The organism is Tsuneonella sp. CC-YZS046 (genome assembly GCF_035581365.1).
In the GTDB taxonomy this organism is placed as follows: domain Bacteria; phylum Pseudomonadota; class Alphaproteobacteria; order Sphingomonadales; family Sphingomonadaceae; genus JAWKXU01.
In genome coordinates this window covers 876965-890079 of sequence record NZ_CP141590.1, presented here as the reverse complement: position 1 = coordinate 890079, position 13115 = coordinate 876965, and the positions used below count along the sequence as shown (strand labels likewise).

At 63.8% G+C, this 13115-nt stretch carries 13 protein-coding genes; 4 read left to right on the top strand and 9 right to left on the bottom strand.

The genetic code is table 11. The annotated features are described in order from the left end of the window. Positions 1 to 41: 41 nt before the first annotated feature. Positions 42 to 2513 (bottom strand): ATP-dependent helicase HrpB, encoded by a 2472-nt coding sequence (hrpB, locus tag U8326_RS04475; protein WP_324742608.1) that lies wholly within the window; start codon positions 2511 to 2513, stop codon positions 42 to 44. A 64-nt stretch (positions 2514 to 2577) separates the two neighbouring features. Here hrpB and U8326_RS04470 point away from each other — a divergent pair, with 64 nt between their 5' ends. Beyond that, positions 2578 to 3009, top strand: a complete 432-nt coding sequence (locus U8326_RS04470; protein ID WP_324742607.1) for a DUF5990 family protein — start codon at positions 2578 to 2580, stop codon at positions 3007 to 3009. 18 nt (positions 3010 to 3027) lie between these two features. Here U8326_RS04470 and U8326_RS04465 read toward each other — a convergent pair whose 3' ends face one another. Continuing rightward, on the bottom strand, positions 3028 to 4038 hold the full coding sequence (locus U8326_RS04465; RefSeq protein WP_324742606.1) for a polyprenyl synthetase family protein: 1011 nt from the start codon (positions 4036 to 4038) through the stop codon (positions 3028 to 3030). Between the two features lie 65 nt (positions 4039 to 4103). Here U8326_RS04465 and U8326_RS04460 point away from each other — a divergent pair, with 65 nt between their 5' ends. Both U8326_RS04460 and U8326_RS04455 read left to right on the top strand, forming a co-directional pair. Next, positions 4104 to 4397, top strand: coding sequence for a chorismate mutase (locus U8326_RS04460; RefSeq protein WP_324742605.1), 294 nt, complete (start codon positions 4104 to 4106; stop codon positions 4395 to 4397). A gap of 80 nt (positions 4398 to 4477) precedes the next feature. Continuing rightward, positions 4478 to 4951 carry a nitroreductase/quinone reductase family protein gene (locus U8326_RS04455; protein WP_324742604.1) on the top strand — a complete coding sequence of 158 codons (474 nt, stop codon included), beginning with the start codon at positions 4478 to 4480 and terminating at the stop codon, positions 4949 to 4951. A gap of 56 nt (positions 4952 to 5007) precedes the next feature. On the opposite strand, the gene U8326_RS04450 is transcribed toward U8326_RS04455, so the two are convergent. The 6 genes from U8326_RS04450 to U8326_RS04425 all read right to left on the bottom strand — a co-directional run bounded on the left by U8326_RS04450 (position 5008) and on the right by U8326_RS04425 (position 10400). Then, positions 5008 to 6009, bottom strand: a complete 1002-nt coding sequence (locus tag U8326_RS04450; protein WP_324742603.1) for a toll/interleukin-1 receptor domain-containing protein — start codon at positions 6007 to 6009, stop codon at positions 5008 to 5010. Next, entirely contained in the window at positions 6006 to 7121 is a 1116-nt protein-coding gene (locus U8326_RS04445; RefSeq protein ID WP_324742602.1) for a hypothetical protein, read from the bottom strand. Before U8326_RS04445 ends, U8326_RS04450 begins: the two co-directional genes overlap by 4 nt. Positions 7122 to 7126: 5 nt before the next feature. Further along, the gene (locus tag U8326_RS04440; RefSeq protein ID WP_324742601.1) at positions 7127 to 8530 is read right to left on the bottom strand and encodes a HAMP domain-containing sensor histidine kinase; all 1404 of its coding nucleotides are present in this window, start codon (positions 8528 to 8530) and stop codon (positions 7127 to 7129) included. Between the two features lie 7 nt (positions 8531 to 8537). Then, positions 8538 to 9215: a response regulator transcription factor gene (locus U8326_RS04435; RefSeq protein ID WP_324742600.1), complete on the bottom strand. Its 678-nt coding sequence runs from the start codon at positions 9213 to 9215 to the stop codon at positions 8538 to 8540. A gap of 85 nt (positions 9216 to 9300) precedes the next feature. Next, positions 9301 to 9612 carry a hypothetical protein gene (locus tag U8326_RS04430; RefSeq protein WP_324742599.1) on the bottom strand — a complete coding sequence of 104 codons (312 nt, stop codon included), beginning with the start codon at positions 9610 to 9612 and terminating at the stop codon, positions 9301 to 9303. A 68-nt stretch (positions 9613 to 9680) separates the two neighbouring features. Continuing rightward, on the bottom strand, positions 9681 to 10400 hold the full coding sequence (locus tag U8326_RS04425) for an SIMPL domain-containing protein (RefSeq protein WP_324742598.1): 720 nt from the start codon (positions 10398 to 10400) through the stop codon (positions 9681 to 9683). Between the two features lie 408 nt (positions 10401 to 10808). Between U8326_RS04425 and U8326_RS04420 the strand changes: the two genes are divergently transcribed. Then, entirely contained in the window at positions 10809 to 12596 is a 1788-nt protein-coding gene (locus U8326_RS04420; RefSeq protein WP_324742597.1) for an ABC-F family ATP-binding cassette domain-containing protein, read from the top strand. Positions 12597 to 12628: 32 nt separating this feature from the next. Here U8326_RS04420 and U8326_RS04415 read toward each other — a convergent pair whose 3' ends face one another. After that, positions 12629 to 13105, bottom strand: coding sequence for a DUF6456 domain-containing protein (locus U8326_RS04415; RefSeq protein WP_324742596.1), 477 nt, complete (start codon positions 13103 to 13105; stop codon positions 12629 to 12631). Positions 13106 to 13115: the final 10 nt, after the last annotated feature.

Genomic DNA, 13115 nt, shown 5'->3' with positions numbered 1-13115 from the left:
CTGCCTTTCCTGCGAATCGCGCAAAGAATCAAGCGGGCAAATCACGCGCGCGACTGCCCTTCGAATGCATTCCGGGTCTTGAGGCTGGGCGCTTCCGCCCAAGGCTCCTCCGGCCAGCGATGCTTGGGATAGCGCCCTTTCATGTCCTTCGCCACATCACGCCAGCTTCCGCGCCAGAATCCGGGCAGATCGCGGGTGGCCTGGATCGGGCGGCCCGCGGGCGACGTCAGTTGCAGAAGCAGCGGCGTCTCGCCGATCATCGGGTGCCGGTCCAGCCCGAACAGCGCCTGCACCCTCACCTCCACCGCCGGCCCGCCATCGTGATCGTAATCGATGCGATGGCTCGTGCCGGCCGGGCTGACGAATTCGCGCGGGGCAAGCCTGTCCAGCCTCTGCCGTTCGTCCCAGCCGAGCCGAGCGAGCAAGGCATCCGCCACCGCTCCCCTCGGCAGATCGAGATCGCGCCGCCCCGAGAGGAGCGGCAACAGCCATTGCTCGGCCCCGGCGGCGAGCGCCCGCGGATCGAGCGCCCCGACCCCCGCATGGCGCGCCCTGGCGATCAGGCCCGAAGGAAGCAGCGTATCCAGCCTCTCGCGCGCCTTTTCGAGCAGGAGAGCCTCCAGCGCCGCGGCGTCCGGCGCGGGGTCCGGACCAGTCGCCAGGACAATCGCGCCGAGCCGCCGCTCCAGCCGCGCTTCCACCCGTCCCTCGGCCTCGTTCCAGCGGGCGAGGTGGCGGCGCTCGATCCGCTCGCCCAGCCATTCCTCCACTTCCGCCGTGGTCAGCGCGAAGGCGGCAGTGATCCGCGCGCCTTTCGCTGCCCCCTGCGCATCGCCGACCGCCAGCCATTCCGCGCCAGCCAAGGGAGACGCGGGATCGAGCGCATAGCCCCTTCCCCCGGCGGACAGCCAGCTTTCCCCCTTGACGTCACGACGCCGGGCGAGATTGTCCGGCAGGCCATAGGCCAGGAGAATGCCGGGAGGGGGAGCGGAGCCGCCAATCCGCTCGGCCAGCGTCTCTGCCCGCCGCGCCCAGCCGTCGGCCAGCTTGCGCGAAGCCTCGGCGCGGGGCGAGCGATCCCCTTCCCAGCGCGACAAGCGCTGGCCGAGATCCTCGCCCTTCCCGCCCAAGCCACGCTCCTGCAGCAGCAGGGCGATCCGCGCGGCCATTCGCGCCGCGCCATGTTCCGCGCCATGCAGGACCATCGCGGCCAGCGGCGGCTCCATCGGCAGGCTGGCGATGTTTCGCCCCGCCGGGGTGATGCGGTCGTCCTCGTCCAGCGCGCCCAGCAACCGAAGGCGAGCGCGGGCTGCCCCCAGCGCCGCCTCGGGCGGGGGATCGAGCCACGGCAAGGCCCGGGGATCGCCCGCGCCCCACTGCGCCAGCGCCAAGGTGAGCGATGCGAGATCGGCATCGACGATTTCCGGCGGATCGAATTGCGGGCGGCCGGGATGCGCCGCTTCCTCCCACAGCCGATAGGCGATGCCCGGCCCCTGCCGTGCCGCGCGGCCCGCCCGCTGCGCGGCGGCGGCCTGGCTCGCCCGCCGCGTCACCAGATGCGTGACCCCTGCCGCGACATCGAATTCCGCACGCCGGGCCAGCCCGCTGTCCACCACCACCGATACGCCATCCAGCGTCAGCGAGGTTTCAGCGATACTTGTCGCCAGCACGATCCGCCGCCGCCCTTCCGGATCGCGGCGGATGGCCGCGCGCTGCGCCGCTGGCTCGCACTGCCCGTGCAGAGGCAGGATCGGGACGCCGGGCAAGCGGCTTTCGAGCCTTTCCCTCGTCCGCTCGATCTCGCCGACCCCGGGCAGGAAGGCCAGTATATCGCCCTGTTCGTCGCGCCATGCCGCCATCACCGCGCCGGCCATCGCATCCTCGATCCGCAGTTCCGGCTGCGAGCCGAGCCAGCGGATCGCCAGCGGATGAGCCTTGCCCTCGCTCGCGATCACCGGCGCCTCCGGCCCCAGCAAGCGGGCGAAGCGCTCTCCGTCGATGGTGGCCGACATCACCAGGATGCGCAGGTCCTCTCGCAGCACCTGCTGGCTTTCCAACGCGAGGGCCAGGCCAAGATCGCTGTCGAGATGGCGCTCATGCGCCTCGTCGAACAACACCGCGCTGATCCCGGTGAGTTCAGGGTCGTCGAGAATGGTCGAAACGAAGATCGCCTCGGTGAGGACCAGAATGCGGGTTGCGGCGGACCTCTTGCCATCCAGCCGGGTCAGATAGCCGACCCGTTCGCCCGGCTTCTCGCCCAGCAGCTCCGCCATCCGCTCGGCCGCCGCGCGCGCGGCCACGCGGCGCGGGCTGAGGATGACGACCATGCCGGAGCACCAGTCCTCCCCGATCAGCCCCGGGGCCACGGCCGTGGTCTTGCCCGCTCCGGGCGGCGCGATCAGCACGGCGGAACTGCGCGTGGAAAGCGCGGCCAGCAGATCGGGCAGGACGGAATGGATCGGCAGCATCGTCACAACGCCCCTCTTACCGTCATGCTGAACTAGTTTCAGCATCCATTGCGTCCCTTGGGGAGCGGATATCTTTTCCAGCCATCGCTCATCACCCTATAAGACCGGAATGGCACGGGCAGAACAGCGCTTGATCAATCTGCGGATCGTTATCGAGCAGCCGGTTATCGGCGTGCTCCACAGCCTTCAGGCGAAGGATGGACTGCCGCTCGATCCGAAATCCTCGCACGAGGGGGAACCGCTCGTGTTCGATTTCCCGATCCGCATTGAGCCCGGCCCCAAATTCTTCGGCGACCAGGTGCGGCGCGAAGGTCCGGTGCGAAGATTTGTCTATATTCGTATCGGCGAACTGGCCGGTGATCCTTCCTCGCCTTGGTCCCGCCGGATGAAGATCGATATCCACGACCTCGACAATGACCTGCTGGATCACGCAGCCAAGCATGGTGGAGTGATCGAAACGACGGTCATCGGCACCGACAAGGACGGCACACCCACCTGCGCCACTGTGCGACCCGTGAGGCGCCGCATTGTCGAGCGCTAAAGTCAGGGCTTTTTCGGCTCAATATCCCCGGCTGACCGCGAAGCGCGCGGCCTCGACCATGGCGGCCCGAGCCTTGCCGTCGGGAAAGATCGAAAGCGCATCGATCGCCCGCTCCGCGAAATGGCGGGCGCGGTCGCGCGTCGCGGAGACGCCGTCACGCTTGCGGATCAATGCGACCGCATGGGCGAGATCCTCGTCCTCGGTGCGGAACCCGGCGATCGCCTCCTGCCAGAAGCGGCGCTCCTCGTCATTGCCGCGCGCATAGGCCAGGATCACCGGCAGGGTCATCTTGCCCTCGCGGAAATCGTCGCCCCGGTCCTTGCCCATTTCGGCGGCATCGGAATCATAGTCGATGGCGTCGTCCACCAGCTGGAAGGCGATGCCCAGATTGCGGCCATAATCGTCCAGCGCGCGCTCTTCCGCCTCGTCCCTCTCGGCCACCACGGCGGAAATGCGGCTGGCGGCCGCGAACAGGGCGGCCGTCTTGGCGCCGATGATCGAAAGATAGCGATCCTCGCTGGTTTCGATCTCGCGCTGGGCGGTCAATTGATCGACCTCGCCCTGCGCGATGATCGCGGATGCGCCGGACAGGATCTTCAACACCCGCAGGCTGCCGTCCTCGACCATCAGTTCGAAGGCCCGGCTGAACAGGAAATCGCCCACCAGCACGGTCGCCGGGTTGCCGAACACGATATTGGCGGTCTTCTTGCCGCGCCGCAGGTCGGAATCGTCCACCACATCGTCATGCAGCAGGGTGGCGGTGTGGATGAATTCCACCGCCGCGGCCAGCTTGTGATGCCGCGTGCCCTGATACCCGACCAGCTCCGCCCCGGCCAGGGTGAGCATCGGCCGCATACGCTTGCCCCCGCCCGAAATCAGATGGCCGGCGAGCGCGGGAATGAGGGGAACCTCGCTCTGCATCCGGTCCAGGATGACGGCATTCACGCTGTTCATGGCAGTGGCGGTAAGCGAAAGAAGCGGGCCTAGTGACGGCTCGCTGCGTGGCAGTGGAATGACCTCGGCGCTCATGGCCATGGCCATGGGGCGACATGAGGCGCTTGGCAAGCGAACAATGTGTGATAGAGGCTTGCACCATGTCGAACATCGCCGAAGATTCAACGCTGGCCGCCTATCGCAAGAGCATCGACAATATCGATGCCGCGCTCATCCACATATTGGCGGAGCGTTTTCGCATCACCAAGGCGGTGGGGGATTACAAGGCCAGAACGGCCCTGCCCCCCGCCGACCCGGCCCGGGAAGAACGGCAGATCGCCCGGCTTCGCAAGCTGGCGGAAGATGCCGATCTCGATCCGGAATTCAGCGAGAAGTTCCTGCGCTTCATCATCGATGAAGTCATCCAGCACCACCGGCAGGCGCGCGGCGGCTGATCTTTCCGCAAGGCCTTGGCCATGAGGCGGAGCTGGGTTAGCTTCGGCACCGGCGCGGCGATGCGCCGGGGGAGAGAAACATGGCCGATGCCAATGAATTCATGGCGAATCTCAAGCCGTTCTTCGAAGATCACCTGCGGCGATACCTCGCGGACGGCAATGACGGGCACTATATCGATGGAAGCCAGTTCGGTGGCCCGGAAAAGACCACCACGCTGCTGCTGAAGACCATCGGCCGCAAGAGCGGGCAGGAATATATCACGCCGCTGATCTATGACCGCGCGGGCGACGAATATGTTATCATCGCCTCCAATGGCGGCAGGGATTTCGATCCGGCCTGGTTCACCAATCTCGCCGCGAAGCCCGGCGTCCGGTTCCAGGTAGCGGAAGATCGCTTCGAGGGAAGCTGGCGGGTCGCCGAAGGCGAGGAGCGGGCGAGGCTCTGGGCGCAGATGGCGAATTATTACCCGCCCTACAACGAATATGAAACGCGCACCGACCGCTTGATTCCTGTGGTGCTGCTGCGGGCGGAACGCGGCGTGGAGACGCTTTAGCGTTTTAGCGTTCTCGTCATCCCGGCCCTTCGGCTGGCCAAGCCAGCCGCTCAGGATCAACTACAGCGCTCTACGGTCACATCTCTGGGTTCGCTCAGTTTGCAGATCGCATGACCATCAAAGGAGCAGACATATCCTCCATCGGTGACGGTGCACTGCTCACTTCCTACGCCTACATCAACGCCCAACAATTTCGCATTACCAGCCTCAGCCAAGCCCGTGCATGTTTCCTCGGCCTTGGCCAGGGCATTGCCTTGGGCAATGGAAGCGGCGGCAGGTTTATGAGCGGATGGTTTCGCCAGATTAGCCGCGACATAGACCGGCATGCGCCGTTCCGCAGGCTCCCAGCTGGTTTGCGTCTCCTGGGTTCGACCATCCAGCCGCGCCTGTGCCTGAGCGGCATAATGCCCACCTGGATAATTTACCAGAAACCGGCGCAGCGAATTGCAGGAACCCGTCTCCACCTTGTCCCAAGTGGCTTGTTCTTCCGCGCTGGGCCGGTTGGCCATCCCCAAGTCGTTCCACAATCCAATAGCTGCGGGAATGAGGTATATCACTGTGCCAATTGCCGGGACTACCGCAAGCGTCTGCCGGATCAGCATGGTCCGTGGTGCGCTGGCAGGCGGTGGGTCCTTCCCTGCAATCTTGTAGCGTGCGCCGCTCACGAGATCGCGCATATACAGATTGCCCCCGAACCATTTGCGCCAGCCAGCCGGTTTTGAGCGCCAACCACGCATGTCGTAGAGTGTGCAGCCCGCCATTTCCGGCGGCGGCAAGGGGTCGTCGATACGCACGCAGATCGCATTGCCTGCCTGCAAGCTCGATTTCGCTATGTCATGAAACAAGGTTGCATCGCTGCCGACGCTCGCCTTGCTCCAGATCAGAATGACGCAGCGTGCTTCGGCCACACGTTGCCCTATATTATTGGGTGGCAGGCCCCCTCCACCAGCGGGCAACTGCTGCCACCACGTATCGATCCCGGCCTCCACCAGCGCTTCGAGTATGACTTCGGTTCGCGCCGCATCGACATCGAGCGAGAGGAGAAGGACCTGGCTCATGGTTGCTGATTGTCTAAAACTGAAGGCGTGCCTTGTTCTCGCGCCGCATTCTCGGCTGCTTCCGCTAGAAAGTCTTCATAGGAGGGTTTGAATATGCCCTGATTCTTCATTGCTTGAAGATGCAATCTTACTCGCTCCCAAGTGAAGCCAGGGACTCCGGCGTCAGCAAGCCTTTGATATGATGTAGCTACATCATATTGCAGTTCAGCATTGCCCGGATCGCTTCGAGCTAAATTCTCGGCAATGGTCAAAGATTGATGATAGCGTTCAATCGCGCTTGTGAGGTCGCCTTGAGCCATTTGCGCATTGCCGATATAGCCAAAGCTGGCCGACAAGCGGCTTTGCAGCATAACGTCGTTTGAAGAACCCTTCACCAAGAGTTCGGTGGTAGCCAAGGATCGACTGTAGCTATCCAGTGCGCCAACTGGATCTCCCTGCACCATTTGAATATGGCCGAAAATATCCAGGCTAGTCGACAAAAGATGTTGCAGCCTTAGATCGTCCGGATTTTCCTTAGCCAAGCGCTCAGTTATAGTGAGAGATTGACGATAGCTCTCTGTCGCGCCAGTTATATTCGCCTGCATCGCCTGTATGGAACCAATGACCATGAAGATACCAGACATATCCTCCTGCAGCTTGGCATTATTGGGGTCACCTCTAATTAATCGTTCTGTTAAAGTTAGATATTGACGAAAGTGCCCTAGGGCTACAGTCAATTGTTCTTGTACATCCTCACCTTTTGCCGAGCGCTCCATTATATTTATTAATTGCTCACTGCCCTCCAAATGAGCTAATTTGCGCCGCAGCATCACGTCCTTCGGATTGGCTCTGGCCAAGCGCTCAGTTATAGTAAGAGATTGACGATAACTCTCTGCCGCACCAGCCAGATCGTCATCATCCATTTGAACTCTGCCGAGCACACTTGCCGCCATTAGATGCTCCGAATCATTCTGTGCGATTTTCTTTATCCGCAGCGCTGCATCGCGCGCCTTTGACATATTTCCGATATCATTATAAAGACTTGAAAGAATATCCCAATCCCATGGATTGGCAGGATCATAATACACAACTTTCTCATACATTCTGATGACATTTTCTGTTTTTTCTTGCAATCATTCTAGCCCGAGCGCGGGAGGGAGAGCTTGACCAGCAGCCCGCCCAGGTCCGGGCTTTGCGTCAGCCCCACCGAGCCGCCGTAGATTTCCGCCACGTCGCGCACGATGGCGAGGCCGAGGCCAGTGCCGGGCTTGCCGGTGTCCAGCCGCGCACCGCGATCGAAAATGCGCGTCCTTTCGCCGACGGGAATCCCCGGCCCGTCATCCTCCACCCAGATCTCGCAGGCAGCCGCATCGGGATCGACATCGACCGTCATGAACACGCTGCCGCCGCCATATTTCGCGGCATTCTCGACGAGGTTGCCCAGGATCTCGTCGAGATCCTGCCGTTCGATGGCCACCATCGCCTCCTTGTTCCCGTCGAGATCGAACCGGACCTCGGGATAGAGACGGCCCATGGCGCGATAGACGCCTTCCGCGCTTTCCCAGACCGGGGTGCGGGCATGGCCGATCGCGCGCCGGCCCACGGCCCTCGCCCGGGCCAGATGGTGGTCGATCTGGCGGCGCATCACCTTGCTTTCCCGCAGGACCGTCGCGGCCAGATCCGGCGCCCCGGTATTCGCCGCATTCGTCACGACGGTGAGCGGGGTCTTCAGCGCATGGGCGAGATTGCCCGCGTGCGTGCGCGCTTCGGCGGCCTGCCGCTCCGAATGGGCGAGCAAGGCGTTGAGTTCCTCGACCATCGGCTGAATCTCGAGCGGCAAAGGCTCCATCACCCGATCGGTGCCGGTGGTTCGCATCCGCTGAATGGCGAGGCGGACGCGCCGCAACGGGCCGAGGCCATACCATATCTGCAGGACAACCAGCAGGAACAGGCCGATCCCCAGCACGGCGAAGCTCCATACGAGGATGGAACGCACCCGCGCGACCTGCGAATTAAGCTCCCCGCGGCTGGCCGCGACCGTGAACCACCATTGGGTATCGCTGCCCGGAAGGATGATGGATTGCTCGATCATCCGCAGAGGCTCATCGGCGAACTGGTTGCTGTCATAGATTTGGGCGTCGCTGCCGAAATGCTTGCCCTGCAGCTTCAGGCTCCGATCCCACAGCGAGCGGGAGGGGAAGTCCTCATGCCCCTTGCCGGTGATCTGCCAGTAAAGGCCGCTGTTCGGCTCGAGGAACCGCTGGTCGCCCAACGGACGGTTGAAGAACACCTCGCCGTCCGGCCCGATCTCCGCCGCGCCGATCATGGCGGTGAGCATATATTCGAGCTGCTCGTCGAAATTCTTCTCGATCAGGCCCGTCAATGTGCGGTCGAGCGCGATCCCGCCGACCAGCAGCAGGATGCCGATCCACCCCGCGGCGATCAGCATCATGCGCCGCGAGATGCTTCCGGTATGCGGAGCGGTTTCCACCTCCTGCCCCGCCGGCGCAGGCAATTCCTGACCTGCGCTGGGGGAGGTCATCGCCGCCTCATCCGCGCGGAGCGTCGGCGGGGTCGTCGAGGCTGTAACCGAGGCCACGGATGGTCGTGATCACATCCGCCCCGAGCTTCTTGCGGATGCGGGTGACGAAAACTTCGATCGTGTTCGAATCGCGGTCGAAATCCTGGTCGTAGATATGCTCGATAAGCTCCGTGCGGCTGACCACCTTGCCCTTGTGATGCATGAGGTAGGACAGCAGCTTGTATTCCTGCGCCGTCAGCTTGACCGGCTCCCCGGCCAGAGTGACGCGGCCGGAGCGGGTGTCCAGCCTCACGTCGCCGGCGGTAAGCTCGGACGAGGTATTGCCGGAAGCGCGGCGAATCAGCGCGCGGAGCCGGGCGATCAGTTCTTCGGTCTGGAACGGCTTGGCCAGGTAATCATCGGCCCCCGCATCCAGCCCGGCCACCTTGTCCGACCAGCTGTCGCGCGCGGTGAGCACCAGAACCGGGAAATCGCGGCCTTCCCTGCGCCACTTGCCGAGCACGGTCAGCCCGTCCATCACCGGAAGGCCAAGGTCGAGGATCACGGCATCGTAATCCTCGGTCGAGCCGAGGAAATGGCCGTCCTCCCCATCGACGGAAAGATCGACGGCATAGCCGGTCTGTTCCAGCGTGGATTTCAATTGCTGGCCGAGGGTAGGTTCGTCCTCGACGATCAGGATGCGCATTCCTCATGTCCCCTAATGCTGCGCGTTGGAATGAAATTGGGCACTAGACAGGAACGCGTCAAGCGGCTGCATGGGTCCCGCAAGACTATCTTGACCGTCGCATCACCCTTCCGGAGCGCGCATCCACATCGACGAACATGACGCGGCCATCGTGAATGAACTTCAGGCGATAGGCCATCGCGGCCGCGTCGTATTCCGGGCCGAGATACTGCATCCCCCTCATTTGCGGCAGAATCCTGCCCTCGATCTCCCGCAGGGACTGGACGTTTCCGGCCTTCATTTCCCTGCGGACCTGGCCCTGGTCGTCCCGCGACTGGGCGAGCGCCGGAGCGCCCGCCACGCTGACGGCCAGGACGGCGGCAAGGGCCATCGGAAGAGAAGCTAGTCGCTTGCGCATGATGGCCTTTTGCCTAATCGCCACGCCTTGAACAAGGTGTGAATAAGCGCGGGAAGCGCCGTTAAGCCTCAGCGGGTGAGTTCATACTTCACCGTGACGGTCACCCCGGTGCCCACCAGGCCCGGCTCCACCGGCGGCGCGGCGGCGGCGGTCGTCTGGATTGCGTCATAGGCCTTGCGGACCATCGGCATCGGCGTCTGGCCGCTGATCGCCTCGTTGATCTCCAGCAGCCTGACGCCGGAATAACCCGCCATCCGGGCATATTCCATGGCCTGATTGCGGGCTCGTTCCATCGCCGTCTTGCGCGCCTGGGCCTTGGCCTCGGTGTCGTCGTCGATCGAGAAGTTCGGCCCGTTGAGATCGGTGGCGCCGGCCGCGACAAGGGCGTCCAGAACCTTGCCGGTATCGTCGATCTTGCGCAGGATCACGCTGACCTGGTTCGAGGCCTGATAGCCCCGGAACACCTGCCTCTGCGTCGCCTGGTTGTAATCATATTGCGCATAGAGATTGATGCCGGTAGTCTGGATATCGTCCTTGGCGATGCCCAGGGCCTTGATCTTGGCGACGACCGCATCCATCGCCTTGGCATTCTCCTGCATGGCGGCGACCGCGGTAGGCGCGCGGCTGGTGACGCCAGCCCCGACCGTCGCGATGTCCGGGCGGGCCTTGACCGTCTCATTGACCGTCAGCTCGACCACCGGGCCGGTGGCCTGGATCTGGACATCGGCGGCAAGGGCGGGTGAGGCCAGCGCCGATACGGCAACCAGCGGCAAGGCATAACGGATCATATCGGGTTCTCCCAAGATTTGGCACGCGGATGGGTGCGCCAGCCCATATTACGCATCGGTGAACGGTGTGGTTCCGGCGCTGGATGGTTGACGGACACATAACATGGGATTCGCATCGCTATTGCAAAAAACCGGTTCCCACTTTTTTGCGCGATGCCTGTCCCTCTTATCGCATCGCTATTGCAAAAAACCGGTTCCCACTTTTTTGCGCGATGCCTGTCCCTCTTATCGCATCGCTATTGCAAAAAACCGGTTCCCACTTTTTTGCGCGATGCCTGTCCCTCTTATCGCATCGCTATTGCAAAAAACCGGTTCCCACTTTTTTGCGCGATGCCTGTCCCTCTTATCGCATCGCTATTGCAAAAAACCGGTTCCCACTTTTTTGCGCGATGCTCTAAGGCCCCCGCCATGGCTGCCGCACCGATCTTGAGCTGGGAAGAACTGGGACTGATTCAGGGGGCGGGATGGCTGTTCCGCGACCTGGACCTGCATATCGGCCCGCGCGACCGGCTCGCGCTGATCGGCCGCAATGGCGCGGGCAAGACCACCCTGCTCAAGCTGATCGACGACCGGATCGAGGCGGACAAGGGCAAGCGCTCGATCCAGCCCGGAACCCGGGTGGTGATGCTGGAGCAGGACCCCTTCTTCACCGGCTTCGCCACGCTGATGGATTTCGCGCTGGATGGGCCGGACGCCCCGCCCCGGCACGAGGTGGAGGCGATCGCCGGGCAGCTGGGCATCGACATGAGCCGCCCGGCCGAGAGTGCTTCGGGCGGCGAACGGCGGCGGGCCGCGCTGGCCCGGGCGCTGGCGTCCGAGCCCGACCTGCTGCTGCTGGACGAGCCGACCAACCATCTCGACCTCGCCGCGATCGACTGGCTCGAAAGCTGGCTCAACCGCTACACCGGCGCCTTCGTGGTCATCAGCCATGACCGCACCTTCCTGACCCGGCTGACGCGGGCGACCCTGTGGCTCGACCGAGGCACCCTGCGGCGCAAGGAAGTCGGCTTCGGCGGCTACGAAGCCTGGGAAGAACAGGTCTATGCCGAGGAAGCCCGCGCGGCCGAGAAGCTCGACGCCAAGCTGAAGCTGGAGGCGCACTGGCTGGAACGCGGCGTCACCGCCCGCCGCAAGCGCAACCAGGGCCGGCTGGAAAAGCTCCATCTGATGCGGGCGCAGCGCGCGGCGATGCTGACGCCGGGCGGCTCGGCCAAGCTCAAGCTCGCGACCGACGATGTGAGAACCAAGTCGGTGATCGTGGCAGAGCACGTGACCAAACGCTTCGGCGATCGCGCGATCATCAGGGATTTCACCCTGCGGATACAGCGCGGCGACCGGATCGGCGTGGTCGGCGCCAATGGCGCGGGCAAGACCACCCTGCTCAAGCTCCTCACGGGCGAGATCCAGCCGGACGAAGGCAGCGTGACGCTGGCGAAAACCCTGCATGGAGTGATGATCGACCAGCAGCGCAGCCTGCTCTCTCCCGACAAGCGCGTGCGCGACGTGCTGGCCGAGGGCGGGGACTGGATCGACGTGCGCGGCCACCGCAAGCATGTGCAGGGCTATCTCAAGGAATTCCTGTTCGATCCCGGCATCGTCGACACCAAGGTCGGCATCCTTTCCGGCGGCGAGCGCTCCCGCCTGCTGCTGGCGCGGGAGTTCGCCCGCAAGTCGAACCTGCTGGTGCTGGACGAGCCGACCAACGATCTCGACCTCGAAACGCTGGACCTGCTGCAGGAAGTGATCGCGGATTACGACGGCACGGTGCTGATCGTCAGCCACGACCGTGATTTCCTCGATCGCACGGTCACGGTGACGCTCGGCCTCGACGGCTCGGGCAAGGTCGACATCGTCGCGGGCGGCTATGCGGATTGGGAAACGAAGCGAAAGAGCCGCGTCGCGCCGGTCAGAAAGGCGGCGGAGAAGGAAAGTCCGACGCCAGCCGCTCCCCCGCCCCCGCCCAGGAAGGCAAAGCTGAGCTACAAGGATCAGCGCGACTACGATCTGCTGCCGCAGCGGATCGAAGAGCTGGAAGACATGATCTCGCATGGCGAACAAACGCTTTCCGACCCGGACCTCTATGCCCGGGACCCGCAGAAATTCGCGCAGCTCACCTCTTCGCTGGAAAAGCTGCGCGAGGAAAAGGAAACGGCGGAGGAGCGCTGGCTGGAACTGGCGGAGCAGGTGGAAGGCTGAACGCCTCAGGCATCGGCCGCTCCCCGCACGGGTCAGGAAATCCGGTAGAATTCCGCTACCCGCTCCAGCGCCAGCCTGAGCACGAGCTTGCCGCTGCGCGCGGGCCAGGCGAGCGAGCGTTCCGCTTCGGGCAGGGGATCGCCCGCGCAGACCACGCGCCACAGAATGTCGTTCAATCCCTTGCCCGCCTCGGCCATCGCGCCGTCGAACCTGATCTTCGCCGCAAGCTGGCGCTCGCCCGGCGTCAAGCCGCTGTCGGCCCCGCCCCCATCCACCCGCACCGCATCCCAGCGCATGGTGATGGCGGGTGAAAGCTGCGCCCGCTCGTAATCCATGCGCAGCCGTTCCCCCGCATCGAACAGGCGACGGTCGATATGCCCGCGCGCATGGAGCCAGGACAGGGGCGATTCGGCCAGATTGACCGTCACCCTGCGGGCGCGGCGGCCAGGTTTTCCGCACCGGCGCGGGCCTTCCGCCGTCAGTTCCCGTTCGACCAGTTGGCGCTGCATTGCAATCTCC

What these genes read in the sequence shown, in the direction of transcription:
- hrpB (WP_324742608.1), bottom strand. Translation starts at nt 2,513, where the DNA reads ATGCTGAAACTAGTTCAGCATGACGGTAAGAGGGGCGTTGTGACGATG.
- U8326_RS04470 (WP_324742607.1), top strand. Translation starts at nt 2,578, where the DNA reads ATGGCACGGGCAGAACAGCGCTTGATCAATCTGCGGATCGTTATCGAG.
- U8326_RS04465 (WP_324742606.1), bottom strand. Translation starts at nt 4,038, where the DNA reads ATGAGCGCCGAGGTCATTCCACTGCCACGCAGCGAGCCGTCACTAGGC.
- U8326_RS04460 (WP_324742605.1), top strand. Translation starts at nt 4,104, where the DNA reads ATGTCGAACATCGCCGAAGATTCAACGCTGGCCGCCTATCGCAAGAGC.
- U8326_RS04455 (WP_324742604.1), top strand. Translation starts at nt 4,478, where the DNA reads ATGGCCGATGCCAATGAATTCATGGCGAATCTCAAGCCGTTCTTCGAA.
- U8326_RS04450 (WP_324742603.1), bottom strand. Translation starts at nt 6,009, where the DNA reads ATGAGCCAGGTCCTTCTCCTCTCGCTCGATGTCGATGCGGCGCGAACC.
- U8326_RS04440 (WP_324742601.1), bottom strand. Translation starts at nt 8,530, where the DNA reads ATGACCTCCCCCAGCGCAGGTCAGGAATTGCCTGCGCCGGCGGGGCAG.
- U8326_RS04435 (WP_324742600.1), bottom strand. Translation starts at nt 9,215, where the DNA reads ATGCGCATCCTGATCGTCGAGGACGAACCTACCCTCGGCCAGCAATTG.
- U8326_RS04430 (WP_324742599.1), bottom strand. Translation starts at nt 9,612, where the DNA reads ATGCGCAAGCGACTAGCTTCTCTTCCGATGGCCCTTGCCGCCGTCCTG.
- U8326_RS04425 (WP_324742598.1), bottom strand. Translation starts at nt 10,400, where the DNA reads ATGATCCGTTATGCCTTGCCGCTGGTTGCCGTATCGGCGCTGGCCTCA.
- U8326_RS04420 (WP_324742597.1), top strand. Translation starts at nt 10,809, where the DNA reads ATGGCTGCCGCACCGATCTTGAGCTGGGAAGAACTGGGACTGATTCAG.
- U8326_RS04415 (WP_324742596.1), bottom strand. Translation starts at nt 13,105, where the DNA reads ATGCAGCGCCAACTGGTCGAACGGGAACTGACGGCGGAAGGCCCGCGC.